Here is a 25,494-nt window from a genome sequence, read left to right on the forward strand (position 1 = left end):
CACGGCCCCGGAGGTACGGCATCATGCGGGATGTGACTCGACGCCTGATGCTCCTCGACACCGCCTCCCTCTACTTCCGCGCCTATTTCGGCGTACCGGAGTCGGTCCGGGCCCCGGACGGCACCCCGGTCAACGCGGTGCGCGGGCTGCTGGACTTCATCGCCCGCCTCGTCCAGGACCACCAGCCCGACGACCTGGTGGCCTGCATGGACTTCGACTGGCGTCCCCAGTGGCGGGTCGACCTCATTCCCTCGTACAAGGCGCACCGCGTCGCCGAGGAGGCGCCGTCCGGCTCCCCGGAGCCGGACGCGGAGGAGATTCCGGACACCCTCTCCCCGCAGGTCCCGGTGATCGAGGAGGTGCTCGACGCGCTCGGCATTGCGCGGGTGGGCGCCGCGGGGTACGAGGCGGACGACGTCATCGGCACCCTCACCGCCCGCGCCACCGGGCCGGTGGACATCGTCACCGGCGACCGCGATCTCTTCCAGCTGGCCGACGACCGGCGCGGCATCCGCATCCTGTATCCGCTCAAGGGCGTCGGCACCCTCCAGATGACCGACGAGGCCCTGCTGCGCGAGAAGTACGGCGTGGACGGGCCGGGCTACGCGGATCTGGCGCTGCTGCGCGGCGACCCCAGCGACGGCCTGCCGGGCGTGCCGGGCATCGGCGAGAAGACCGCCGCCAAGCTGCTGGACGCGTACGGGGACCTGGCGGGGATCATGGCCGCGGCCGACGACCCGGCGTCGAAGCTCACCCCGTCGCAGCGCAAGCGGCTGACCGAGGCACGGCCGTACGTCGAGGTCGCGCCGAAGGTCGTACAGGTCGCCGCCGACGTGGCGCTGCCGGACTTCGACGCCGCGCTGCCCGGCGAACCGGCCGACCCGGAGCGGCTGGAAGCGCTCGCGGAACAGTGGGGCCTGGGTGGCTCTTTGCAGAGGCTCCTCGCGACGCTCCGCCCCTGAACTGTTAGGTTAGGTATACCTAATAAGACCGTGGCAGGGGAGATCGTCGTGGCAGCAGAGCGTCCGGCCCGCAAGAAGCCCAAGCTCATTCACGCACAGGTGCTGCGCACCGAGCAGCTCACGCCGCACATGGTGCGGGTGGTGCTGGGCGGTGACGGCCTGGCGGAGTTCTCGGCGGGCGAGTACACCGACCATTACGTCAAGCTGGTCTTCCCGGTTCCCGGCGTGGCCTACCCGCAGCCGCTGGACATCGCGGAGATCCGCGCCGCCTTCCCGCGCCACCAGTGGCCCAAGACCCGTACGTACACGGTGCGCACCTGGGACCCGGACACGCGGGAGCTGGCGGTCGACTTCGTGGTGCACGGCGACGCGGGCCTCGCGGGGCCGTGGGCGGCGCACGCCCGTCCGGGCGACGAGGCACTCCTGCTCGGCCCCGGCGGCGCGTACGCCCCCGACGCCGACGCCGACTGGCACCTGCTCGCCGGTGACGAGAGCGCCCTGCCGGCCATCGCCGCCGCCCTGGCCCGGATGCCGGAGGACGTACCCGTACGGGCCTTCGTCGAGGTCGCCGGCCCCGAGGAGGAGCAGAAGCTGGAAGCGCCGGCCGGCGCCGAGATCACCTGGCTGCACCGCGGCGACACGCCGGTCGGCGAGCGCCTGGTCGAGGCCGTCCGCGCGCTGGACTTCCCGCAGGGCCGGGTCCACGCGTTCGTGCACGGCGAGGCCGGCTTCGTCAAGGAGCTGCGCAAGCTGCTGCGCGTCGAGCGGGAGATCCCGCGCGAGGACCTGTCGATCTCCGGTTACTGGCGCAACGGGCACGACGAGGACGGCTGGCAGGCGTCCAAGCAGCTGTGGAACCAGCAGGTCGAGGCCGAGCAGGAGACCACCGCTCCCGCCGCCTCCTGACCCGGCACCGGCCCGGCCGGTTCGCCGGGCCGCAGCGGCCTCCGACGGCACGACGCGGAGGCCGCGCCCATTGCTGCCGGGGTTCGGTGACCGGGTGTTGCGGGTAAGCGAACTTCGGGCCACGGCCGAGAAGCCGGTGTACACCGCGGCCGGACCGCGCCGAGCAGTCCGCTCCGCCGACGCCGCGCCACGCCGCGACTCGCCGTGCACCACGCCGGTCAGGGCATTCCGACACGCCGTCACCGCTCGCTGCGGAATGCGCTCCCCGCCGGGCCGTGCCTCCACCCTTCCCGTCCCGCGGGTGTGGCCGGGACCGTACACATGTTGCCGGGGCGGCGTGTCACTCTGCGGAGCAGTGGCCTTGGGCCCGTACAGCCTGGCTTTCCAAGAGCAGGACGGGATCGCGAGCGGGGTCCGGCATCCTTGGAGTCCACGGGGCGGGCGGCGCTCCGCCGCGTCGTCGCTGGGGAACCGGAGGCATGTACGGCGTGTCGGACGGGCGTACGCACCACGTGCGACACGCCGTACGAGTCCGGCGCACCGGCCGCGTACGGAGGCGCCCCGCCCGGCGCCGTACGCTTCCGCATGCTCACGCCAGCACGCTTCCGATGACCGCCGCCCCCTCCGCGATGCCGGTCGCCGTGCTCCGCAGGTATTCGGACCAGGAAGCCCGACGGCTGACCGGCCAGGCGGGCACCCTCGCGGCGCTCCTGCACGCGGGGACGGCGTACCCGGCGGGCAGCCGGGTCCTGGAGGCCGGGTGCGGAGTCGGCGCCCAGACGGTGCACCTGGCCGCGTCCGGTCCGGGGGCGCGCATCACCGCGGTCGACATCTCCGCGGACTCGCTCGCCCAGGCCCACGCCCGCCTCGCCGCCCGTCCGCACGCGGCGACGGTGCGCCGGCAGCAGGCCGCCCTGACCGCCCTGCCGTACGCGGACGCCCCCTTCGACCACCTCTTCGTCTGCTTCGTCCTGGAGCATCTGCCGGACCCCGGACGGACGTTGACGGACCTGCGGCGCGTGCTGCGGCCGGGCGGCGGCATCACCGTCATCGAAGGGGACCACGGGTCGGCGTTCTTCCATCCGGACAGCGCCCACGCCCGTGTGGTCATCGGCCACCAGGTCGGTCTGCAGGCCGCGGCGGGCGGCAACGCGCTGCTCGGCCGCCAGGTGCAGCCCCTGCCGGCCGCCGCCGGGTACGCGGAGGTCACCGTCCGGCCGCGTACCGCCTCCGCGGACGCGGCCCGGCCCGGCCGGGCCTGACCGGGCCGACAGCTTCACCCCACGGACGAGTACGCCACCACGCCCCGGAGCACCGCGTCCACGGCCTTGCGAGCGTTGCGGCCCACCTCGGGCGGTGCGGCCGCGGCGATCTGGCCGAGGACGTCGATGAGCTGCTTGCACCAGCGCACGAAGTCACCGGCCGGCATCTCCGCCTCGCGCAGCACCTCGTCCAGGCCGAACCCGGAGGCCCAGCGGTACGCGGCCCAGGCGAAGCCGAGGTCCGGCTCGCGCTGGCCGACGCCCTCCGCCTGGTTGATCTTGTGGGCTTCCTCCAGGGCGTCCAGCCGGCCCCAGATCCGCACCATCTCGGCGAGCGCGTCCCGCGCCTTGCCGGACGGCAGTTTCGGCGCCACCGCGTCATCCGCCTGGCGGGCCTCGTAGACCAGCGCCGAGGCGCAGGCCGCCAGTTCGGCGGGGCCCAGCCCGGCCCAGACACCGGCGCGCAGGCATTCGCTCGCCAGCAGGTCCAGTTCGCCGTAGAGCCGCGCCAGCCGCCGGCCCTCGTCCGTGACCGTGTCACCTTCCAGGTAGTCAAGTTCGGTCAGCAGACCGCAGATACGGTCGAAGGTGCGCGCGATCGTATTCGTACGGCCCTCGATACGGCGCTCCAACTGCCGGGTGTCACGCAGCAGCCGGTGGTACCGCTCGGCCCACCGCGCATGGTCCTCCCGCTCGTCGCAGCCGTGGCAGGGGTGCGCCCGGATTTCCGTACGCAGCCGCGAGATGTCCCGGTCGTCGGCCGCCGCCGCCCGCTGCTTGCGGTGCCGCTCCGGCGCGATGTGCCCGGCCTTCGTGCGCAGCGCGGACGCCAGGTCGCGGCGCGACTGCGGGCTGCGCGCGTTGAAGGACTTCGGGATGCGCATCCGGTCCAGCGCCTCCACCGGCACCGGGAAGTCCATCGACGCCAGCCGCTTGACCTGCCGCTCGGCGGTCAGCACCAGCGGCCGGGGCCCGTCGTGCGCGTCGTGGCCGCGGTGGCCGTTGGTCCGGCCCGACGGCATGCCCGGGTCCAGCACCAGCGCCAGCCCCGCGTACTTGCCCGTCGGTACGTGGATGACGTCGCCCGGCCTGAGCTTCTCCAGCGCCGCGGCGGCCGCGGCCCGGCGCTGCGCCGCGCCCTGCTTGGCCAGCTCCGTCTCACGGTCCTTCAGCTCCCGGCGCAGCCGCGAGTACTCCTCGAAGTTGCCGAGGTGGCAGGTCATGGACTCCTTGTAGCCGTCCAGGCCCTCCTCGTTCTTCTGCACCTGCCGCGAGATCCCGACGACCGACTTGTCGGCCTGGAACTGCGCGAACGACATCTCCAGCAGCTCACGCGAACGGTGCCGCCCGAACTGCGAGACCAGGTTGACCGCCATGTTGTACGACGGCTTGAAGGACGAGCGCAGCGGATACGTACGCGTACCGGCCAGGCCCGCCAGGGCGCCCGGGTCCATGCCTCGCTGCCAGAGCACCACCGCATGGCCCTCGACGTCGATACCGCGGCGCCCGGCACGGCCGGTGAGCTGGGTGTACTCGCCGGGGGTGATGTCGGCGTGCTGCTCGCCGTTCCACTTCACCAGCTTTTCCAGGACGACCGAACGCGCGGGCATGTTGATGCCGAGCGCCAGCGTCTCCGTCGCGAAGACGGCCTTGACCAGGCCCTTGAGGAACAGTTCCTCGACGACCTCCTTGAACGTCGGCAGCATGCCGGCGTGGTGGGCGGCGATGCCCCGCTCCAGGCCCTCCAGCCACTCGTAGTAGCCCAGGACATACAGGTCCTCGTCCGGGATGCCGGCCGTGCGCTCCTCCACGATGGCGCGGACCCTGGCCCGCCCCTCCTGGTCGTTCAGGCGCAGCCCGGAATACAGGCACTGCTGCACGGCCGACTCGCAGCCGGCCCGGCTGAAGATGAACGTGATCGCGGGCAGTAGGCCCTCGTTGTCCAGCCGGTCGATCACCTCGGCCCGGCCGGGCGTCCAGATACGGCTGCGCTGACGCCGCTCGCGCTCGCGGTCCGCCTCCCGCAGGTTGCGGCCGCGGCGCTTGTCCCGGCCGAACGTCGGGCGGCTGTTCTCCATCCGCGCGAGCCGCTCCAGGTCGGGGTTGACCTCCCGGCGCCCGGCGCCGGATCGGCCCTCACGCTCCTCGAAGAGGTCGTACATCCGGCGCCCGGCGAGCACGTGCTGCCACAGCGGCACCGGGCGGTGCTCGGAGACGATCACTTCCGTGTCGCCGCGGACCGTGTCCAGCCAGGCGCCGAACTCCTCCGCGTTGGAGACCGTCGCGGACAGCGAGACCAGCGTGACGGACTCGGGCAGGTGGATGATCACCTCTTCCCAGACGGCACCGCGGAAGCGGTCGGAGAGGTAGTGCACCTCGTCCATCACCACATAGCCGAGGCCGGTCAGCGACTGGGAGCCCGCATACAGCATGTTCCGCAGCACCTCGGTGGTCATCACGACCACCGGCGCCTCGGAGTTGACGCTGTTGTCACCGGTCAGCAGGCCGACCCGGTCCGCGCCGTAGCGCCGCACCAGGTCCTGGTACTTCTGGTTCGACAGCGCCTTGATCGGCGTGGTGTAGAAGCATTTACGGCCCTGCTCCAGGGCCAGGTGGACGGCGAACTCGCCCACGATCGTCTTGCCGGATCCGGTCGGGGCCGCGACCAGCACGCCCTTCCCGGCCTCCAGGGCCTGGCACGCCTCGATCTGGAACGGGTCCAGCGCGAAGTCGTACATCTCACGGAAAGGGGCGAGTGCGGTGGCCTGCTCGGCCGCCCGCAGCTTGGCGGCGGCGTAGCGCTCAGCAGGGGACATGTCCTCGGTCATCGTGCTTACGAGCCTACCGGCCACCTCTGACAACGAGCCGATCATTATGGACGCCCTTTACCGGCCCTCCCCGGTTACCGGCCCTCCCCGGCACGCACCACTCCCCCACCGACACCCACGGGTCCGGGGCCCCGGAGAGGGCCCCACGCCCCCGGTACGGCTCCCGCCGACGGGCCGGGGGCCGGGGGGCCGGGGCCCGGGGGCTCGGGGTCGGGGCCCGGGGCTCGGGGCCGGGGGCTCGGGGTCGGGGGCCCGGCGGGCAGTTGCCTGCGCCCCCGCAGCCTGTCGTCTGCGGCCCTGCCACCCGCAGTCCCGCAGGCCTGCTGCCCCACTGCCTGCGGCCCAGCGACCCCATCGCCCGCCACCTGCGACCCCGCGGCCTGTCGTCTGCGGCCCTGCCACCCGCAGTCCCGCAGGCCTGCTGCCCCACTGCCTGCGGCCCAGCGACCCCGTCACCCGCCACCCGCCACCCGCCACCCCGTGGCTTGTCGCCTGCGGCCCTGCCACCCACAGCCCACCGCCCCGCTGCCTGCGACCCAGCGCCCCCATCGCTCGCCACCTGCGACCCCGCGACCTGTCGCCCGCGGCCCTTCCACCCACAGCCCACCGCCCCGCAGTCCGCGGCCCCGCCACCCCGCCACCCCGCCACCCCGCCACCCCGCCACCCCGCCACCCCGCCACCCCGCCACCCGCGGGTATCGCCCCGCTCCTGTGGGTATTCCCCCGCCGGGGGGACGATCACGTTCGATTCGCCCCGTAGGGGCGCGAAGCCGCGCGGACGCCATGGAGCCGTAAGGGCGCGAGAGCCGCAGAGACCGCAAGGGCGCAGGGCCAGCGCGGGAGCCGCGAAGCCCGCTGGACCGGCACGGGACAGGGCCAGCGCGAGAGCCGCGAAGCCCGCAGGGCGCAGGACCGGAACCGCAGAGGCCACAAAAACGCAGGGCCAGCGCGAGAGCCGCGAAGCCCGTACGGCGCAGGACCAGCACCGGAACCACAAAGCCCGCACGGCGCAGGACCAGCACCGGAACCACAAAGCCCGCACGGCGCAGGACCGGCACCGGAACCGCAGAGGCCACAAAAACGCAGGACCCGCACGGGAACCACGAAGCCCGCAAGGGCTCACGAGCGGGAGCGGAATTGCCCGGCTCACGAGCGGGGGGGGAACCACCCCGGCTCACGAGCGGGGCGGGGGCGGAACCACCCCGGCTCACAGTCAGGGGCGGAACCGCCCCGCCCAACAAGAACGAGCCCCGCAGAGGTGGCTGCGGGGCTCGTTCTCGTCGGCTCGGCCGTGGCCGGAGTGTTCTTCTCCTGGCCGGGGTGCGCTACGTCGCGTCGTCGTAGCCGTTGCGGCGTGGTGGTGTGTCGCCGGTGGACTGTTCCGGGAGCATCCGGTGGCCGGTGGCCGGGTCGAGGCCGTCGATGCTCTCGGGGGTCAGGTCGAGCTGCGACGCCTCGTCGTCGTCCAGTTCCCGGTCCGGGTTGGCGCGTCGGCGGCGGCGGTCGTTGAACAGGCAGACACCTACGGCGCCGAAGTACAGGAGCACGATCGGGGCCGCGAGCAGGCCCATGGTCAGCGGGTCGCCGGTGGGCGTGGCGAGCGCGGCGAAGATCGTGATGCCCAGCACCATGAAGCGCCACCAGCTCAGCACCCGGCGCCCGGTGATCACTCCGCCGAAGTTCAGCAGGATGAGGAGCAGGGGCAGCTCGAAGGCCAGGCCGAAGACGACGACCATCCGCGTGACGATGTCCAGGAACTCGTCCGCCGGGAAGAGGTTGGACCACTCGCTGGGCGTCAGGCCGACCAGCGCGGCGGCCGTGGTGGGCAGCACCGCGTAGGCGAGGTAGGCGCCGCCGAGGAACAGGGGGGCGCCGGCCGCCACGAAGCTGAGCGCGTACTTCTTCTCGGTGTTGTGCAGGCCGGGCGCGAGGAACGCCCACAGCTGGTAGAGCCAGACCGGGCTGGCGATGACGACGCCCGTGGTGAGCGACACCTTGAGCAGGATCGTGAAGGGCGCCAGCATGCCCTGCGCCGTGATCTGCGCGCAGGGATGGTCGGGCGGCGTGTTGGCAGCCGTGCCGCGCGGGCAGCCGACGCTCTCGATGACCGGGCCCGTGATGAAGTGGGCGATGTCCTTGTAATAGAGCATGGCCACGGCGGTGACCACGCCGATCGCAAGGACCGACTTCAGCAGCCGGTTGCGCAGCTCACGCAGGTGCTCCGCGAGCGGCATCCGCCCCTCGGGGTCCTTCTCCTGTTTGCGGGCAGACTTGAGCAACCCACGTCCTCGTCTCGTGCAATCAGCCGCCACCGGCCGACCGGGCCGGCGGAGCTGGGTCGGCTCCGGGTCAGCTCTGGGTGGTGCGGTTCGGCTCGGCGACGGGGCGCGAGCTGTTCACGTCACCCGGGGAGGCCTGGATCGTCCGCGGCGCGGCCTGGGAGTCGGCCGAGGAGGAGGCGTCCTTGTTGGCGGCCTCGCCGCCTTCGCCGCCTTCCTTCTTCATGGCCTTGGCCTCGCTCTTGAGGATGCGGGCCGACTTGCCGAGCGAACGTGCCATGTCCGGGAGCTTCTTCGCGCCGAACAGCAGCACAATGACGACGAGGATCAGAATGATCTCGGGGGCCCTGAGGTTGCTGAGCATGTGCGACTACCTTCTCGCCGGGTCGGCGTCTACTTCGGTGCCTGCCGTGGGGGTCGGACTGGCGTGCTAGTGCTGACAGCGATCGTAACGTTCGGCGGTGAACGGGCGGCAAGGGACGTACGTACTGCGGGTTTCCGCCACCGCCTCGCGGTCTGAACTGCGAACAGCAGCGTACCGCCCGCACACCCGTAGCAGCAGGGTGCGGTAGCAGTCCGCGATATCAGTCCCGGCCCGACTCGTGGGCTCGCGCGGCCAGTGGCGTCGCCGCCCGCTCCAGGTCCTCGGCGGCCCGCTGGATGCGCGCCGAGGTCTGCCCGACCTGGCGGGCGAGCCGCCGTACCTCCACGAAGACGCGGACGGCGAGGATGCCGAGGACGGCGATGCCGAGGAAGCCGAGGGCGATGGCGATCATGGGCCAGAGCATGGGCGAAGCCTATCGGGGGTGTGGACGTGACGAATCCCACAAGAAGTGGGTCATATCCGACGGGTTGGAGTCGGTGGCCGAGTGGGGTCGACGGCCGGGTTGGGTCGTGGCCGGGTCGGGTCGGTGGCCGGGAGGAGTCGGTGGCCGGATGGGATCAGCCGCGGTGCAGTCGCAGGGTGCGGACCCCGCCGCCCGTGAGCAGCTCGATGATCCGCTCCCCCGCCGGTTTGCGGACCGCGCTGCCGCAGTCCGGGCAGGTGAAGGAGTAGAAGGTGGTACGGCTGCTGGCGCCGATGGCCAGGCGCAGCGCGTCCGAGGCGAGCTCGAAGCGGCCGCGGCAGTCGGGGCAGGCCGCCTTGAAGAGCACCGGGCCGGTCAGGGCCGTGGGCATCGCGCCCGCCATGGTCGTCGTCATCGTTGCCGCCCGCCCTTTCGCGCGTTACTCGCCGTACGCCGCGAGGGCCTGCCGGGACGCCTGCCGCGCGCTGTCGGCGAGCGCCTGCGGTGAGACGATGTGGCCGTCCCGGCCCAGGCGCAGCGCGAGCCGCCGCAGCGAGGCGGGCTCGGGGGTGCGCAGGGTGATGCGCAGGCCGCCGTCGGACTGTTCCTCGGCGCTGTCGTGCGGGTAGTACTCGGCCACCCAGCGCCCGCCGGGCCCCACCTCGATGACGACCTCGGGGTCCTCGGCGGCGGGCTGCACCAGTCCTTCGGACAGGTCGCGCAGCTCGACGGGTGGCGGGTCGGAGGGGGCGTCCAGCAGTTTGATTTCGGCGACCCGATCGAGCCGGAAGGTGCGGCGGGCCTCCGAGAGCCGGCACCACGCCTCGACGTAGGTGTGGCCCACCGCGAACAGCCGGATCGGGTCCACCTCGCGCTCGGTCAGCTCGTCGCGCGCGGGCGAGTAGTAGCGCAGCCACAGCCGGCGCCGCTCGGCGATGGCCCGGTCGACGTCGGCGAAGACGCCGCCCTCGGACTCGAAGGTGACCGACACCCGCGAGCTGGCGCCGGCCGCTTCGCCCGCCGCGGCCTCCAGCTTGGCGGTGGCGCGCAGCAGCGCCTGCCGGTCGCCCTCGCGGAGTCCGGGCAGGGTGGCCACGGCGCGGGCGGCGACCAGCAGGGCGGTGGCCTCGTCGGCGGCGAGGCGCAGCGGTTCGGCGACGTCGTCCGGGTTGTGCCACCAGATGCGGTCGCCGTCGGTGTCGATGTCGAGCAGGTCGCCGCCGCGGAAGCTCGTACCGCACATGGGCAGTACGTCGAGGTCGGCGATCAGCTCGTCCTCGGAGATGCCGAAGGCGCGGGCGACGTCGGAGACGCGGGCGCCGGGGCGCTCGCGCAGGTAGGTGACCAGCGACAGCATCCGCCGGGTCTGGTCGATGGCGTTGGTGGCCATGGAGTGTGCGTCCCGTCTCTCTCAGCCCTTGGCCACGGCGCGCAGCCGGTCCACGACGTCGGCCCGCAGTTCGGCGGGTTCCAGCACCACCACGTCGGGCCCGAACTCGACGAGCCAGGCGTCGAGTCCGTGTCCGTACGGGATCTCCAGCTCGTCCCAGCCGTCGCCGAGTTCACGGATGCTCAGCGCGCGGGCGCGCAGCGGGTAGCCGTGGTCGGTGCGCAGGGTGATGCGGGCGGTTCCGGTGGCGGTCTCGCCCGCCCAGCTCTCCACCGTTTCGCGGACCGTGACGTGGTCGGGCACCTCGGCGGTGAACTTTCCCTGCCGGGAGCGGACCTTGCCGGTGATGCGGGAGAGCCGGAAGACCCGCTCGGCCTGCCGCTCGCGGTCCCAGCCCGCCAGGTACCAGTGGCCGCGCCAGCACTCCAGGATCCAGGGTTCCACCTGCCGCTGCTCGGGGCGGGCGGCGTTGGACTTGCGGTAGTCGAAGACGACGGGGCGGCGGTCGCGGCAGGCGAGCATCAGCGGTTCGAAGGCGGCCTCGTGGGCCGGGATGCGGGGTTCGAGGGCACTGTGGGGCTGCTGTGCCTCGAAGGCGTCGTCGTCCTGGAAGGGCACGCCGGCCGCCCGCAGCTTCTGCAGCGCGCCGCTGGCGGCGCCGGCCAGCCGGGCCTGCTGCCAGATCTTGGCGGCGAGTCCCAGGGCGGCGGCCTCGGCCGCGTCCAGGGTGATCGGGGGGAGGCGGTTGCTGTCCCGGCGCGCGAGATAGCCGGTCTCCCCGTCGAGTCCTTCGACGGTTTCGATGACCAGGCCGAGTTCGCGCAGGTCGTCCTTGTCGCGCTCGAACATCCGGTTGAAGGAGTCGTCGCTGCCCGTACCGGCGTCCCCGGAGCCGAACGTCTCCACGTACGCCTCGATGGAGGCCCGCAGTTCACGTTTGGTCAGCGGGCGACGGGTGCCCAGAAGGCACAGCGCCAGATTCATCAGCCGCTCGGCCTTGGCAATGGCCATCGACGCCCTTTCTTGTCGGACTCCCGACCGATGACCGTACCGCTCCGGGGACCTGCGGCAAAGCCGAGGGCCCGTGCCACCCGGCACGGGCCCTCGGTGCGCGCCGGCCGCCGCTGTGCCGCGGCCGGCTGCTGCCGTTCTCAGACGGACATCAGGTCACAGACGAAGATCAGCGTCTCGCCGGGGGCGATCCGGCCGCCGCCGGCGCCGCGGTCCCCGTACGCCAGGTGCGCCGGGATGGTCAGCCGACGGCGGCCGCCGACCTTCATGCCCTGTACGCCCTGGTCCCAGCCGGAAATGACCTGACCGGCACCGAGCTGGAACTCCAGCGGGTTGCCGCGGTTCCAGCTCGCGTCGAACTCCTCGCCGGAGCTGAAGGAGACCCCGACATAGTGGACCTTGACGAAGTCCCCGGCCTTGGCGACCGGCCCGTCGCCCTCCCACAGGTCCACGATCTCCAGATCGGTGGGGGCGTCGCCCTCAGGGAAGTCGATCTCGGGCTTGTCGATGTTCACGAAAGTGCTCCTACGAAAGAATGTGCACAGCTACGTACACAGTCTGGCAGATCATGCTCACACGGTGCCGACGATGTCGACGGAGAACACGAGGGTGTTCTTCGCCAGCTCGTGCTGCGGGTTGGCGCCGTAGCCCAGCTTCGGCGGAATCACGATCTCCACGCGGTCGCCGACGTTCTTGCCGACCAGCGCCTGGTCCCAGCCCTTGACGACGGCACCGGTGCCGATCTGGAAGGCGGTGGCCCCGCCGTGGTCCCAGGAGGAGTCGAACTTCTTGCCGTCCTCCCACTTCACGCCCGTGTACTGCGCGATCAGCCCGTCACCGGCCTTGACCTTCGGGCCCTTGCCCTTGACGAGCACCTGCTCCTTGAGGTCGGCGGGCGCCTTCTCCCCCTTGGGGACGGTGATCGTCGCGGCCTTCTCGCCCTCCGCCTTGACCTCGGGCATGCCCTCCTCGGGCGCCGCCTGCTGACCGTCGGACTTGCCCTTCTTGTCCGCCTTGCCCGCGGCGACCACGTCCACGACCCACACCAGGCCGTCCTCCGGCTTGATACCGGACTGCGGGTTCAGGTTGTCGCCGATCAGCGCCTTCGCGGTGCCCTCGACCTCGAACCGGCTGCCGACCTTCTGCCCCGCCACCGCCTCCAGCACCTTCTGCGGCAGCTGCTGCTGGGTCTGCTGGTCGCTGATCTCACTGACCAGCTGCATCCGCGGGGCCTTCGCATCCGCACCGGGCTGCTTGGTCCACGTGCTGCCGAGGTTCTGGCCGTCCTTCATCGTCTGCGCCGCGAAGTCCAGCCGGACGTAGTCGCCCTTCTTGACCGTGTCGCCCTTGCCCTCGTTCAGTGTCTTGGTGACCGCCTCACCGGGCGCCTTGGCGTCCTTCGGCACCGTGATCTTGGGCTGCTCCCCGGGCTTCCCCTCCACCTTGGCGACCGCGGAGGCCGACGAGCCCTTGCCGTCATCGGACCCACAGGCGGCGGTGAACAGCAGGAGGGGCACGGTCAGTGCCGCGGCGGCGGCGCGGCGGGTGTTCTTCGTGAAGTTCATGAAGTCCAACTCGGGGTCGTGGGGTGGGTGGGCAATGCCCGCCACTCTACGACCTGACCCCGGGGGCATTTCCATAAGCAACACAACGGCGTAATACAGCAATGTGCCGGGAGCTCCCGCGCTCCCGGCACATCCACGTCCGGTCGTCACCGTATCCGGTGACGACCCGGACTCACATCCCCGCGATGAGCTTCTCGACCCGGTCGTCCACGGACCGGAAGGGGTCCTTGCACAGCACCGTGCGCTGCGCCTGGTCGTTGAGCTTCAGGTGCACCCAGTCGACCGTGAAATCGCGGCGCTGCTCCTGCGCCCGGCGGATGAAGTCACCGCGCAGCCGGGCCCTGGTGGTCTGCGGGGGCACCGACTTGCCCTCGAAGATCTTCAAGTCGTTGCAGATACGGGCTGCCTGCCCCTTCCGCTCCAGCAGGTAGTAAAGGCCCCGGCGGCGGTGGATGTCGTGATACGCGAGATCTATCTGCGCCACCCGCGGATGCGACATGGTGATGTTGTTCTTGGCGCGGTAGCGCTCGATGAGCTGGTATTTCATCACCCAGTCGATCTCGGTGGCGATCCGGTCGAGATCCTGCTCCCGTACGGCTTCGAGGGTACGGCCCCACAATTCCAGGACCTGCTCGACCGTGCCCGTACGGATACCGCGCCGTTCGCAGAAGTCCACCGCCTTTTCGTAGTACTCCTGCTGCACCTCCAGGGCCGACGCCTCCCGGCCGCTGGCCAGCCGCACCTTGCGCTGACCGGTTATGTCGTGACTGACTTCCCGGATGGCCCGGATGGGGTTCTCCAGCGTCAGGTCCCGCATGACGGTGCCCGCCTCGATCATGCGCAGGACGAGGTCGGTGGCACCGACCTTCAACAGCATGGTCGTCTCGGACATGTTGGAGTCGCCGACGATGACGTGGAGGCGGCGGTAGCGCTCCGCGTCGGCGTGCGGTTCGTCGCGGGTGTTGATGATCGGACGGGAGCGGGTCGTCGCCGAGGAGACGCCCTCCCAGATGTGCTCGGCGCGCTGGCTCACGCAGTAGACGGCCCCGCGCGGGGTCTGCAGGACCTTGCCCGCTCCGCACAGCAGCTGACGGGTCACCAGGAAGGGGATGAGAATGTCCGCGAGCCGGGAGAACTCTCCGTGCCGGGCCACGAGATAGTTTTCGTGGCAACCATAGGAGTTTCCCGCGGAATCGGTGTTGTTCTTGAAGAGATAGACGTCGCCCGCGATTCCCTCCTCGTGCAGGCGGCGTTCGGCGTCGACCAGCAGACCTTCGAGAATGCGCTCGCCGGCCTTGTCGTGGGTGACCAGTTCGGTCACGTTGTCGCACTCGGGGGTTGCGTATTCCGGGTGCGATCCCACGTCCAGGTACAGGCGGGCGCCGTTCCGCAGGAAGACATTGCTGCTGCGGCCCCATGACACGACACGGCGGAAGAGGTACCGCGCCACTTCGTCAGGAGACAGTCGACGCTGTCCCCTGAACGTGCATGTGACGCCGTACTCGTTCTCCAGCCCGAAAATGCGGCGGTCCATGACTGAACATTACGCCTGATGGCCTGCTCTGAAACCGGGTTGGGCGGCCTCGTTCCGATCATTTTCCGCCGTGACCTGTGCAGCACCGCTCACGGCGGCGCCGCCACCAGGGGAAAGAAAGCGTTTTGTCGACACAAGTACGAGCAACGCGGCCACGCCGCCCGCACCCGCCACCCCGAACCCGGCGGCCGGACCACCGCGCTCCACCGCGGGCCCGACCACCGTCATCCCCAGCGCGGACCCGACGCCGAACGTCGTCACCAGCCAGGAGAACGCCTCGGTGACCGTCCCCCTGGGCGCGTGCCCGTCCACGACCACGAACGCACACGCCAGCGCGGGCGCCAGGAACACACCGGCCACCCCCGTCAGCAGCGTCATCCCCGCCACACCCGGCGTCAGCGCCAGCGGCAGGTACCCCAGGGCCAGCAACGCCACCAGCAGCCGCAGCCGGTTCTCCGGATGCCCCGGCCACTGCCGCGCGCCGTACACCACCCCGCCCAGGAGGGCGCCGACGCCGAGGGCGGACAGCAGATAGCTGGAGACCATGCCGCCGCCGTGCTCGTCCGCGTACGCGACGGCCGCCACCGCTATCGAACCGAGCGCCAGCCCGACGAAGAAGAACGAGGCGATCAGCACCAGCATCCCGGACGACCGCAGGGCGCCGAGCCAGTGCGCCTCACGCGGCGCGCTGCGCCACTGCCGCGAGGGCGGGGAGACGGCCACGGAGAGCGCGCCGAGCACCCCGATCACATTGATCACCAGCAGCGCCCACCGCTCCGACCAGAGCGCCACACACGTCGTCACCAGCAACGGGCCGACCGCGAACAGCACTTCCTGCGCCACCGCGTCCAGCGCGTACGCGGCGTGCACCCGGTCCTCGCGCTTGAGCACTCCCGGCCACAGCGCCCGCAGCCCGCCCTCCAGCGGCGGTGTGAAGAACCCGGCGACCGCCATCGCGATGTACGCCATGGGCAGCGGTTCGAGGCCGACGACCGCCAGCAGCGCCATGCCCAGGGCGGAGACCACGGCCGAGGGCAGCAGCACGCGCGGCTGCCCGTACGTGTCCACCGCGCGCCCCAGGAGCGGCTGCCCGATCGCGTTGCTCACCCCGTAGACGGCGGAGAGCACGCCCGCGAGGACGTAACCGCCGCCCTCGGCGCGGGTGAAGAGCACCACCGCGAGCGGCCCGGTCGCGTTCGGCAGCCGGCCGACCAGCGTCCCGGCCAGCAGCCGGAGCGCATGACGCGTCCGGAGCAGCTCCGCATACCCAGCGGCCATGCCGGCCCCATTTCCCCCGGTGCCACCCCGGGAAGTGTTACGTATAACGTGCGGCGTCATACGTACCATGGACGCAACCCGCGGGTCCACACCGCGCCGCCCGACGCGAGGAGTCCGACCCCGGTGACCGCCCAGGAGCACCCGACAGCAGCGCGCCCCGGCACGGCCGCCGCACCCCGCGTCACCAGCCGGGACGTCGCACGGGCCGCCGGCGTCTCGCAGGCCGCCGTCTCCCTGGTGCTCGGGGACAAGTGGCGCGGCCGTGTCTCACCGCACAAGGCCGACGCCGTACGCGCCGCCGCACGCGACCTCGGCTACCGCCCCAACCTGGCCGCCCGCAGCCTGCGCATGGGCCGCACCCGTACCGCGCTGCTCGTCGTCCCCGCCCTGACCAGCGAGTACTTCGCCCGCGTCTACACCGGCGCGGCCCGGGTCGCCGCCGAACACGGCTTCGGCGTCGTCCTGTACCCCTCCCCCGAAGGCATCGGCCCGGCCCGGGACCCCTTCGCCTCCGCGCGCGCCGCACTCGACGGCGTCATCGCCTCCTCCATGGCCACCGACGCCCTGACCGCCATGCGCGGCGAGGACCTGCCGCTGGTCATGCTCGACAGCGACCCGGACGACGCCCAGGCCACCGCGACGGTCAACCCCGACATCGCCGACGGGGTGCGGCGGCTCACCGCGCATCTGCTCGCCCTCGGCCACCGGCGCATCACCCACCTCGCCGCCGCCATCGACTCCTGGACCTTCCACGTACGCGCGGGCGCCCTGGCCGAGGCGTTGCGCGGTGTCCCGGACGCGGACGTACGCGCCGAACCGGCGGCGCTCAGCGTGGAGGCCGGGCTGCGCGCGGCGCACGCGGCCCTGACCCGGCCGGGCCCCCGCCCGACCGCCCTGCTGTGCGACGACGACCTCCTGGCGGCAGGCGCCTGCAAGGCCGCGCGCCGGCTGGGTCTGCGGGTGCCCGAGGACGTCTCCGTCACCGGCATCGACGATCTGGCGCTGGCGAAGGCCGTGGAGCCGGAGCTGACCACCGTACGGCTGCCTGCCGAGGAGGTCGGGGCCGCCGGGATGCGCGCCCTGATGACGGCTCTGGACGGCGGCGCGCCCACGCCCGTCACCCTGCCCGTCGACCTGCTCGTCCGCGGCTCGACGGCGCCGCCGCCCCAGGAACGGACGCCCTAGAAAGGGACACCCCAGTAACGGGCCCTCCAGGAGCGGACGCCGCCGTGGCGGAGGCAGCGGCGCGGGAGGTCCGGGAACGGCGGCGCGCCCCGGCGGATGCAGACCCGCCGGGGCGCGTGAAGGCCCGTGCCCGTGCGGACGACGGCGCGTCCGCACTGCGGCGGCCTACGGACTCGCCGTACGCCGCCCGCGTCGTGTCACGACGTCGTGGAACCGCCGTCGGATCCGGACGTGTCCTCGGAGTCCGAGGAGTCGTCAGCGGCTTCCTTGGAGCCTTCCGCGGCGCCGTTCTCCTCCAGCAGCCGGGAGAGCTGACGGCCCAGGATCCGCTTGAACTTCCGCTGCTGCGGTCGCGTACGATCCAGGGTCGCGACCTCCAACTGGTCGGCGGCCAGCGTGCGTTCACCGCCGTTGTTGTCGCGGGAGAGCGACTCGACGGCCAGCTTCAGGGCCTCGCCCAGCGTCATGCCGTCGCGGTGCCGCTGATCGAGGTAGCTGCTGATCTGATCGGCGTTGCCGCCGACCGCGACCGAGCCGTGCTCGTCCACGATCGAACCGTCGTGCGGCAGCCGGTAGATCTGGTCATCCTCGGGGGCGTTGCCCACCTCCGCGACGATCAGCTCGACCTCGTAGGGCTTCTCGGCGGCGCTGGAGAAGATCGAGCCGAGGGTCTGGGCGTAGACATTGGCAAGGCCGCGCGCGGTCACGTCCGCGCGGTCGTAGGTATAGCCGCGCAGGTCGGCGTAGCGCACGCCGGCGATGCGCAGGTTCTCGAACTCGTTGTACTTGCCGACCGCCGCGAAGGCGATGCGGTCGTACATCTCGCTGACCTTGTGCAGGGCGCGGGAGGGGTTCTCGGCGACGAAGACCACGCCGTCGGCGTACTGCAGCACCACGACGCTGCGGCCGCGCGCGATCCCCTTGCGGGCGTACTCCGCCCGGTCGGCCATGGCCTGCTGGGGTGAGACATAGAACGGCGTCGACACCGGCTATCCGTCCCTTTCTGTCAATGACTCTCTCAGTGGCGCGTGCATGGCGGACATCCGTCCTCAGAGCAGCGCGGCACGCGGGCCGTCGGGCTCGTCGAGCCGCCGCTCGTGGATGGCACGGGCGATCTCCGACACCTCGGCTCCGGTGTACCGCTTGAAGCCGTCCTCGGTGATCACCGTGACGATCGGGTAGATCCGGCGGGCCATGTCGGGGCCGCCGGTCGCCGAGTCGTCGTCCGCGGCGTCGTACAGCGCCTGGACCACGGCCGTGGCGGCCTGGTTCTCCGTGAAGTCCTCGCGGTAGAGCTTCTTGAGGGCGCCGCGCGCGAAGACCGAGCCGGAGCCCGTCGAGGCGAAGCCGTGCTCCTCCGAACGCCCGCCGGTCACGTCGTACGAGAAGATGCGGCCCTTCTCGCGGTCCACGTCCCAGCCGGCGAACAGCGGCACCACGGCCAGGCCCTGCATGGCCATGCCGAGATTGCTGCGGATCATCGTCGAGAGGCGGTTGGCCTTGCCCTCCAGGGAGAGTTGGGCGCCCTCGACCTTCTCGAAGTGCTCCAGCTCCAACTGGAAGAGCTTGACCATCTCGACCGCGAGACCGGCCGTGCCGGCGATGCCGACGGCGGAGTACTCGTCGGCCGGGAAGACCTTCTCGATGTCGCGCTGCGCGATGACGTTGCCCATCGTCGCGCGGCGGTCACCGGCGAGCACCACCCCGCCGGGGAACGACGCCGCGACGATCGTGGTGCCGTGCGGCGCCTCGATGGTCCCCTGCACGGGCAGCGGCGGCCGGCGGCCCGGCAGCAGCTCCGGCGAGTGCTCCCCGAGGAAGTCCATGAACGACGAGGACCCGGGCGTCAGGAAGGCAGCTGGTAGATGCCCGGCGTTACGAGTGTTGGCTTCCACACGTTTCCTTCCGGATATTCGGCCGCCCGCTTCAAGACGTGCGGCCGATCCTTGAATTGGCCCAGCGCTGCGTTGCAGCTGAAGCACAGTACGTCCCGGACCTTACCTGTCCTGCGGTCATGATCCACATGCATGCGGAGGCGGACGGGGCGAGGGCTGCGGCAGCTCTTCGCCTCCCGGTCCCCGCGGTCGTGTGCCGACGCCCGGGACGGGCTGTTCGTACGCGCTCACCGAGCACGTACCGGCGGCGCCGGGAGCGCGCGGCAGCCTGCTCGGCCGCGCGCTCCCGGTGCCGGAGCCGGAAACCGTCACGCCGGTTCGTGTGCACGGCGTACGCGGCCGACGGCCCGCCGCGCCCGCACGTCCCGCACCGGCTGCCGACGGCTCCCGGCATACCCGTTACTGTCCGCCTTTTTGCACGAACGACCGCACGAAATCCTCGGCGTTCTCCTCGAGTACGTCGTCGATCTCGTCCAGCACGGAGTCGACGTCGTCCGACAGCTTCTCCTGCCGCTCCTTGAGATCGTCCGCGGCCTGCGCGTCCTGCGACTGCTCCTCGACCTCCTCGGTCGAACGCGTCGCCTTCTGCTGTCCGCCGCCGGTGTCCTTGGTCGCCATGTCCCTCACCCCGCTCGGTTCGCCCCGCTCGATGTGACTGTCAAGATCAGACCCTACAAGCCGGGTCTGACATCGGCCCTGTTCTTGGTCGTCTTCGTGCAACGTCCGGGAGTCACCCCGATGATTCCCGCCCGGGGACATTTCAGCCCCGGATCGGATGCCCGATCGGGCCTTTGGTCACCCTCCGGAAAGGACCCGCACCAGGTCCTCGGCCGTACGGCACCGGTCGAGCAGCTCTTTGACGTGGTTACGGGTGCCGCGCAGCGGTTCCAGCGTCGGTACCCGTTGCAGAGAGTCACGGCCCGGCAGATCGAAGATCACCGAGTCCCAGGAGGCCGCGGCCACGTCGTCCGCGTACTGCTCCAGGCACCGGCCGCGGAAGTACGCCCGGGTGTCCTCCGGCGGCGCCTGGATCGCCCGGGTGACCTCGTCGTCGGTCAGCAGGCGCTTCATCTTGCCGCGGGCCGCGAGGCGGTTGTAGAGGCCCTTGTCGGCCCGGACGTCGGCGTACTGGAGGTCGACCAGCTGGAGCCGGGCCGCGTCCCACTCCACCCCGTCCCGGCGCCGGTAGCCCTCCATCAGCTCCCGCTTGGCCACCCAGTCCAGCTCGCCGGACAGGCTCATCGGGTCGTGCTCCAGGCGCCCCAGTACGTCCTCCCAGCGGGTCAGGACGTCCTTGGTCTGCTCGTCGGCGTCCGCGCCGAGCCGGTCCTCGACGTACTTGCGCGCCAGCTCGAAGTACTCCATCTGGAGTTGTACCGCGGTCAGGGTCCGGCCGCTGCGCAGCGTGATCAGGCGGCGCAGCGTCGGGTCGTGGGAGACCTGGTGGAGGGTGCGTACGGGCTGGTCGACGGCGAGGTCGGCGGCGATGAAACCGTCCTCGATCATGGACAGCACCAGCGCGGTCGTACCCAGCTTGAGGTACGTGGAGATCTCGGAGAGGTTCGCGTCCCCGATGATCACGTGCAGCCGGCGGTACTTCTCGGCGTCGGAGTGCGGCTCGTCACGGGTGTTGATGATGGGGCGCTTGAGGGTGGTCTCCAGGCCGACCTCGACCTCGAAGTAGTCGGCGCGCTGACTGATCTGGAAGCCGTGTTCGTGGCCGTCCTGGCCGATGCCGACGCGGCCGGCACCGGCGTAGACCTGGCGCGAGACGAAGAACGGCGTCAGGTGCCGCACGATGTCCGAGAACGGGGTCTCCCGCTTCATCAGGTAGTTCTCGTGCGTGCCGTAGGAGGCGCCCTTGTTGTCGGTGTTGTTCTTGTAGAGGTGGATGGGCTGGGCGCCGGGGACCTGGGCCGCGCGCTCGGCGGCCTCGGCCATGATGCGCTCGCCGGCCTTGTCCCAGAGCACCGCGTCGCGCGGATTGGTGACCTCCGGCGAGCTGTACTCCGGATGCGCGTGGTCGACGTACAGACGTGCCCCGTTGGTGAGGATCACATTGGCCAGCCCGATGTCCTCGTCGGTGAGCTGGCTGGCGTCGGCGTTCTCGCGGGCGAGGTCGAAGCCTCGGGCGTCCCGCAGCGGGTTCTCCTCCTCGAAGTCCCAGCGGGCGCGTCGCGCCCGGTGCATCGCCGCCGCGTAGGCGTTGACGACCTGGGACGAGGTGAGCATGGCATTGGCGTTCGGGTGGCCGGGGACGGAGATCCCGTACTCCGTCTCGATTCCCATTACTCGCCGTACGGTCATGCGGCCCTCCTTGCCCGGCGGCGCCCCCGGATGGGGTCGGCGCTCAAGTACCGCTGCGCTTCCGGTCCGTGTGCGGCCCCCGCTTCCGCAGTGCGCGACGCGGCGGTACCGAAGAGCCTAGAACGCCTTTGCGGCGCTGGGGAGATCATTACAGTCATTGCTCCAGTCCGGTTTTCACCTGCTCCGTCGCCGCCTTCCGGGGATCACTCCCGTGGCCCCGGAAATGCGTCCGGCTGCGGACGCCCCGTGCAGGACATCCGCAGCCGGTCGGCGGTGTTACAGGTATTGGCCGGTATTCGCCACCGTGTCGATGGAGCGGCCGGTGTCGGCGCCCTGCTTGCCGGTCACCAGGGTGCGGATGTAGACGATCCGCTCGCCCTTCTTGCCGGAGATGCGGGCCCAGTCGTCCGGGTTGGTGGTGTTGGGCAGGTCCTCGTTCTCCTTGAACTCGTCCACGCACGCCTGGAGCAGGTGGGCGACGCGAAGACCCTTCTGGTTGTGTTCGAGGAATGCCTTGATGGCCATCTTCTTGGCGCGTCCGACGATGTTTTCGATCATCGCGCCGGAGTTGAAGTCCTTGAAGTACAGAACTTCCTTGTCACCGTTGGCGTAGGTGACCTCCAGGAAGCGGTTCTCCTCGGATTCCGCGTACATCTGCTCGACGACCGACTGGATCATCGCGCTGACCGCGGCCTTGCGGGAGTCGCCGTGCTCGCCGAGGTCGTCGGCGTGCAGCGGCAGGCGCTCGGTGAGGTACTTCGAGAAGATGTCCTTGGCGGCCTCGGCGTCCGGACGCTCGATCTTGATCTTGACGTCCAGCCGGCCGGGCCGCAGGATCGCCGGGTCGATCATGTCCTCGCGGTTGGAGGCGCCGATGACGATGACGTTCTCCAGGCCCTCCACGCCGTCGATCTCGGAGAGCAGCTGGGGGACGATGGTGTTCTCCACGTCCGAGCTGACCCCGGATCCGCGGGTGCGGAAGAGGGAGTCCATCTCGTCGAAGAAGACGATGACGGGGGTGCCCTCGCTCGCCTTCTCCCGGGCCCGCTGGAAGACGAGGCGGATGTGCCGCTCCGTCTCGCCGACGTACTTGTTCAGCAGCTCGGGGCCCTTGATGTTGAGGAAGAAGCTCTTCCCCGCGGGCTGGCCGGTCACCTCGGCGACCTTCTTGGCGAGCGAGTTGGCGACCGCCTTGGCGATGAGCGTCTTGCCGCAGCCGGGCGGTCCGTAGAGCAGTACGCCCTTGGGCGGGCGCAGTTCGTGCTCCTTGAACAGGTCCGGGTAGAGGTACGGGAGCTCGACCGCGTCGCGGATCAGTTCGATCTGGCCGCCCAGACCGCCGATCTTCGTGTAGTCGATGTCCGGGACCTCTTCGAGGACCAGTTCTTCGACCTCGCTCTTGGGAATGACCTCGTAGACATAACCGGAACGGGGCTCCAGGAGCAGGGCGTCCCCGGCGCGGATGTTGATGTCCAGCAGGGGCTCGGCGAGCCTCACCACCCGCTCCTCGTCGGTGTGCCCGATGACCAGGGCGCGCTCGCCGTCCTCAAGGATCTCCTTGAGGGTGACGATGTCCCCGGCGTTCTCGTACTCCATGGCCTCGACCACGTTGAGCGCCTCGTTGAGCATGACCTCCTGGCCACGCCGGAGGTCGTCGAGGTCGACGCTGGGGCTGACGTTCACCCGGAGTTTTCGGCCTCCGGTGAAGATGTCGGCCGTACTGTCCTCGTTCGCCTGCAGGAAGACGCCGAAGCCGGCCGGCGGCTGCGCGAGCCGGTCGACCTCTTCCTTGAGGGCCACGATCTGGTCGCGCGCCTCGCGCAATGTGTTCGCGAGGCGCTCGTTCTGTGCCGAAACACCGGCCAGGTTGGTCTGCAGCTCGACGATCCGCTCTTCGAGAATCCTCGTGTGACGCGGAGAGTCGGCGAGCTTGCGTCGCAGGACGGCGATCTCCTGCTCAAGATAGGCAACCTGGCCGGCAGGGTCATCAGACCCCCGCCCCGGCCGGATGCCGCGGTTGATGTCGTCGTCGTGGGCTGCCACGGTCCTCACCTCCTCCAAGGGGAGCTGGACGCTTCCTGACCCTACCTGGGCCGGTGCAGGTTGAAACCCCTAGATCGAAAAGACTGTCGGGGTGTGTCCGATCTTCACCCTTGCGCACGTCCTCACCTCATGGGGATACCCACCCAACAACATCAGAAAGCGAGCGGTTGTATCGTCGAGACGGTCAACACCCGTCAGGGTTGGCCCCATTTGATTTACGTACGCAGGAACGGCAGGCGAGATGACGGCGCAGGACGAAGCACTGGAGGTCTGGATCGACCAGGACCTCTGCACCGGCGACGGCATCTGTGCGCAGTACGCGCCGGAGGTCTTCGAACTCGACATCGACGGTCTGGCTTATGTGAAAAGCACCGACGACGAGCTGCTGCAGGACAAGGGGGCCACCACCCCCGTCCCCCTGCCGCTGCTCAATGACGTACGGGACTCCGCGAAGGAGTGCCCCGGTGACTGCATCCACGTACGCCGCGTTTCGGATCGCGTGGAGGTCTACGGCCCCGACGCGGAGTAGACACAGCGTGACGGATCACACACCCTGTGTGCCGATGGAGGCGGGAAGTTCGCTCTGGACGAACTTCCCGCCTTTCCATTGCCACTTGGTCTGCTCGCGTACGTCCGGGCAGCAGCGCGGCACGCCGGTCGAGGAGTAGCCCAGGAGTGTCGCGGCCACCACACCGCGGCGTACGGCGATGCCGTCCACGCTGCGCTGGCGTGCGGGCGCGAGGAGGGTCGCCGCGACGCGCGGGGCCCCCTTGCCCGCCGCGGGGCGGGCGAGGACGTACACGCCGCTGGGAGGGGTGCCCGTCTCGGTGTGGCAGCGCACCACGGCGACCGTCTCGGGGCTGCCGTCGCCGTCGAGGTCGCCGGTGGCGCTGTCGACCACGTCGAGGCGGTTCGGGCCGCAGTCCACCGGATAGGCGGCGGCGCGCGGGTCGGGGGCCGGGCCGGCGGCCGCGCGGGCGCCTGGCGCGCCGTCGGTGGTGGCCGTGGCATCAGGGGGCTGGACGAAGGACGCGGCCGCGACGACCGCCGCGAGGGCGGCGGCGGTGGCGAGCCAGTGCAGGGCGCGGGTGCGGGTGTGCGGGAGGTCCTGGCCTGCCGTGAGCTGCACGCGGGGTAACTCCTGTGAAGAGCTGTGGCGGTGGGAGTGCCCAGCATCGTTCCACAAGGGCGGGCCGCCGGGGAACACACGGGCAGGGTTTCCCCCTGCCGAACGAAACGGCGCCGCCGACGGTTCCCGGTGGACGGGAACTCGTCGGCGGCGCCGGACGGTTCGGGGGGTGCGAGCGGGTCAGCCGCGCTCCGCGCCCCCGCTGGAGCTGCCGGGACCGGAGTAGTCCTCGCCGTACGCGCCCTTGGCGGGACGGCGGCGGCGCAGCGGCGGCTCGACGCCGTCCGCGAGGCGGCGGGCGGTGAGCAGGAAGCCGGTGTGGCCGATCATGCGGTGGTCGGGGCGGACCGCGAGACCCTCGACGTGCCAGGTGCGGACCATGGTCTCCCAGGCCGACGGCTCGTTGAACGTGCCGTGCTCGCGGATGGCCTCGACGGTGCGGGCCAGCTGCGTGGTGGTGGCCACGTACGCGCACAGGATGCCGCCCGGGACCAGCGCCTTGGAGACGGCCTCCAGGCACTCCCACGGGGCGAGCATGTCCAGGATGACCCGGTCGACCTCGGTGTCGGAGAGGTTGTCCTGGAGGTCACCGACGGTGAGCGTCCACGCCGGGTGCGGACCGCCGAAGTAACGCTCGACGTTCTGCGTGGCGATCTCGGCGAAGTCGGCGCGCCGCTCGTAGCTGTGCAGCATGCCCTGGTCGCCGATGGCGCGCAGCAGGAAGCTGCTGAGCGAGCCGGACCCCACCCCCGCCTCGACGACGCGGGCGCCGGGGAAGATGTCGGCCATCGCCAGGATCTGCCCCGCGTCCTTGGGGTAGACCACGGCGGCGCCGCGGGGCATGGACAGGACGTAGTCGGGGAGCAGCGGGCGCAGCGCGAGGTAGGCAACGTTCCCTGTGGTACGGACCACACTGCCTTCGGGAGCACCGATCAGCTCGTCGTGGGGGAAAGCTCCCTTGTGGGTGTGGAAGCTCTTGCCCTCTTCGAGCGTGAACGTGTAGTGGCGTCCCTTGGGATCGGTGAGCTGGACCTGGTCCCCGACCTTGAAGGGCCCGCGACGGCGGGCGGCACCGGTCGGTTCGGACATGTGACCAGCCTACCGGGCGTGGGGACCGCTCCGTACCAGGGCG

The 25,494-nt window shown here is 70.9% G+C and carries 24 protein-coding genes; 5 read left to right on the plus strand and 19 right to left on the minus strand.

Going from position 1 to position 25,494, the window contains the following annotated elements:
- Window positions 1-47: 47 nt before the first annotated feature.
- The 3 genes from A6A06_RS36900 to A6A06_RS36910 all read left to right on the plus strand — a co-directional run bounded on the left by A6A06_RS36900 (window position 48) and on the right by A6A06_RS36910 (window position 3,130).
- On the plus strand, window positions 48-962 hold the full coding sequence (locus A6A06_RS36900; RefSeq protein ID WP_073767886.1) for a 5'-3' exonuclease: 915 nt from the start codon (window positions 48-50) through the stop codon (window positions 960-962).
- A gap of 48 nt (window positions 963-1,010) precedes the next feature.
- The gene (locus A6A06_RS36905; RefSeq protein WP_073767888.1) at window positions 1,011-1,868 is read left to right on the plus strand and encodes a siderophore-interacting protein; all 858 of its coding nucleotides are present in this window, start codon (window positions 1,011-1,013) and stop codon (window positions 1,866-1,868) included.
- A gap of 608 nt (window positions 1,869-2,476) precedes the next feature.
- Window positions 2,477-3,130 (plus strand): class I SAM-dependent methyltransferase, encoded by a 654-nt coding sequence (locus A6A06_RS36910; RefSeq protein ID WP_242441131.1) that lies wholly within the window; start codon window positions 2,477-2,479, stop codon window positions 3,128-3,130.
- Window positions 3,131-3,144: 14 nt separating this feature from the next.
- On the opposite strand, the gene A6A06_RS36915 is transcribed toward A6A06_RS36910, so the two are convergent.
- The 11 genes from A6A06_RS36915 to A6A06_RS36965 all read right to left on the minus strand — a co-directional run bounded on the left by A6A06_RS36915 (window position 3,145) and on the right by A6A06_RS36965 (window position 15,803).
- The gene (locus A6A06_RS36915; RefSeq protein ID WP_073767890.1) at window positions 3,145-5,958 is read right to left on the minus strand and encodes a DEAD/DEAH box helicase; all 2,814 of its coding nucleotides are present in this window, start codon (window positions 5,956-5,958) and stop codon (window positions 3,145-3,147) included.
- A gap of 1,325 nt (window positions 5,959-7,283) precedes the next feature.
- A complete protein-coding gene (gene tatC / locus A6A06_RS36920; RefSeq protein ID WP_073767892.1) occupies window positions 7,284-8,237 on the minus strand; it encodes a twin-arginine translocase subunit TatC in 954 nt (317 codons plus the stop codon).
- 70 nt (window positions 8,238-8,307) lie between these two features.
- Entirely contained in the window at window positions 8,308-8,601 is a 294-nt protein-coding gene (gene tatA / locus A6A06_RS36925) for a Sec-independent protein translocase subunit TatA (protein WP_073767894.1), read from the minus strand.
- A 220-nt stretch (window positions 8,602-8,821) separates the two neighbouring features.
- On the minus strand, window positions 8,822-9,025 hold the full coding sequence (locus A6A06_RS36930) for a hypothetical protein (protein WP_073767896.1): 204 nt from the start codon (window positions 9,023-9,025) through the stop codon (window positions 8,822-8,824).
- A 154-nt stretch (window positions 9,026-9,179) separates the two neighbouring features.
- Window positions 9,180-9,440, minus strand: coding sequence for a hypothetical protein (locus tag A6A06_RS36935; RefSeq protein WP_073767898.1), 261 nt, complete (start codon window positions 9,438-9,440; stop codon window positions 9,180-9,182).
- Window positions 9,441-9,464: 24 nt separating this feature from the next.
- Window positions 9,465-10,415, minus strand: a complete 951-nt coding sequence (locus A6A06_RS36940) for a helix-turn-helix transcriptional regulator (RefSeq protein WP_073767900.1) — start codon at window positions 10,413-10,415, stop codon at window positions 9,465-9,467.
- 21 nt (window positions 10,416-10,436) lie between these two features.
- A complete protein-coding gene (locus tag A6A06_RS36945; protein ID WP_073767902.1) occupies window positions 10,437-11,426 on the minus strand; it encodes a helix-turn-helix transcriptional regulator in 990 nt (329 codons plus the stop codon).
- Window positions 11,427-11,566: 140 nt separating this feature from the next.
- Window positions 11,567-11,941: an FKBP-type peptidyl-prolyl cis-trans isomerase gene (locus A6A06_RS36950; RefSeq protein ID WP_073767904.1), complete on the minus strand. Its 375-nt coding sequence runs from the start codon at window positions 11,939-11,941 to the stop codon at window positions 11,567-11,569.
- 57 nt (window positions 11,942-11,998) lie between these two features.
- Window positions 11,999-12,991, minus strand: a complete 993-nt coding sequence (locus A6A06_RS36955) for an FKBP-type peptidyl-prolyl cis-trans isomerase (RefSeq protein WP_073768369.1) — start codon at window positions 12,989-12,991, stop codon at window positions 11,999-12,001.
- Window positions 12,992-13,163: 172 nt separating this feature from the next.
- Window positions 13,164-14,525, minus strand: a complete 1,362-nt coding sequence (pafA, locus tag A6A06_RS36960; protein ID WP_073767906.1) for a Pup--protein ligase — start codon at window positions 14,523-14,525, stop codon at window positions 13,164-13,166.
- A 9-nt stretch (window positions 14,526-14,534) separates the two neighbouring features.
- The gene (locus A6A06_RS36965; RefSeq protein ID WP_073767908.1) at window positions 14,535-15,803 is read right to left on the minus strand and encodes an MFS transporter; all 1,269 of its coding nucleotides are present in this window, start codon (window positions 15,801-15,803) and stop codon (window positions 14,535-14,537) included.
- Window positions 15,804-15,926: 123 nt separating this feature from the next.
- On the opposite strand from A6A06_RS36965, the gene A6A06_RS36970 reads away from it, so the two are divergent.
- Window positions 15,927-16,988 carry a LacI family DNA-binding transcriptional regulator gene (locus tag A6A06_RS36970; RefSeq protein ID WP_073767910.1) on the plus strand — a complete coding sequence of 354 codons (1,062 nt, stop codon included), beginning with the start codon at window positions 15,927-15,929 and terminating at the stop codon, window positions 16,986-16,988.
- Between the two features lie 197 nt (window positions 16,989-17,185).
- Here the strand turns inward: A6A06_RS36970 and prcA are convergent, their stop codons facing one another.
- The 6 genes from prcA to arc all read right to left on the minus strand — a co-directional run bounded on the left by prcA (window position 17,186) and on the right by arc (window position 23,233).
- The gene (prcA, locus tag A6A06_RS36975; RefSeq protein WP_073767912.1) at window positions 17,186-17,974 is read right to left on the minus strand and encodes a proteasome subunit alpha; all 789 of its coding nucleotides are present in this window, start codon (window positions 17,972-17,974) and stop codon (window positions 17,186-17,188) included.
- 63 nt (window positions 17,975-18,037) lie between these two features.
- Window positions 18,038-18,883 (minus strand): proteasome subunit beta, encoded by an 846-nt coding sequence (gene prcB / locus A6A06_RS36980; protein ID WP_073767914.1) that lies wholly within the window; start codon window positions 18,881-18,883, stop codon window positions 18,038-18,040.
- Window positions 18,835-19,017 (minus strand): endonuclease domain-containing protein, encoded by a 183-nt coding sequence (locus A6A06_RS36985; RefSeq protein ID WP_079194607.1) that lies wholly within the window; start codon window positions 19,015-19,017, stop codon window positions 18,835-18,837. The genes prcB and A6A06_RS36985 overlap by 49 nt, the downstream gene beginning before the upstream one ends.
- A gap of 265 nt (window positions 19,018-19,282) precedes the next feature.
- Window positions 19,283-19,501: a ubiquitin-like protein Pup gene (locus A6A06_RS36990; protein ID WP_003981605.1), complete on the minus strand. Its 219-nt coding sequence runs from the start codon at window positions 19,499-19,501 to the stop codon at window positions 19,283-19,285.
- Between the two features lie 177 nt (window positions 19,502-19,678).
- Window positions 19,679-21,190: a depupylase/deamidase Dop gene (gene dop / locus A6A06_RS36995; RefSeq protein ID WP_338015980.1), complete on the minus strand. Its 1,512-nt coding sequence runs from the start codon at window positions 21,188-21,190 to the stop codon at window positions 19,679-19,681.
- A gap of 276 nt (window positions 21,191-21,466) precedes the next feature.
- Window positions 21,467-23,233 carry a proteasome ATPase gene (gene arc / locus A6A06_RS37000; protein ID WP_073767918.1) on the minus strand — a complete coding sequence of 589 codons (1,767 nt, stop codon included), beginning with the start codon at window positions 23,231-23,233 and terminating at the stop codon, window positions 21,467-21,469.
- 241 nt (window positions 23,234-23,474) lie between these two features.
- Between arc and A6A06_RS37005 the strand changes: the two genes are divergently transcribed.
- Window positions 23,475-23,762 carry a ferredoxin gene (locus A6A06_RS37005; protein WP_073767920.1) on the plus strand — a complete coding sequence of 96 codons (288 nt, stop codon included), beginning with the start codon at window positions 23,475-23,477 and terminating at the stop codon, window positions 23,760-23,762.
- Window positions 23,763-23,777: 15 nt separating this feature from the next.
- Here the strand turns inward: A6A06_RS37005 and A6A06_RS37010 are convergent, their stop codons facing one another.
- Together A6A06_RS37010 and A6A06_RS37015 are read right to left on the minus strand one after the other, a co-directional pair.
- Window positions 23,778-24,362: a hypothetical protein gene (locus tag A6A06_RS37010; protein ID WP_073767922.1), complete on the minus strand. Its 585-nt coding sequence runs from the start codon at window positions 24,360-24,362 to the stop codon at window positions 23,778-23,780.
- Between the two features lie 180 nt (window positions 24,363-24,542).
- A complete protein-coding gene (locus tag A6A06_RS37015; protein WP_073767924.1) occupies window positions 24,543-25,451 on the minus strand; it encodes a tRNA (adenine-N1)-methyltransferase in 909 nt (302 codons plus the stop codon).
- Window positions 25,452-25,494 lie beyond the last annotated feature (43 nt).

It is taken from the genome of Streptomyces sp. CB02923 (assembly GCF_001905005.1).
Classification (GTDB): Bacteria; Actinomycetota; Actinomycetes; order Streptomycetales; family Streptomycetaceae; genus Streptomyces.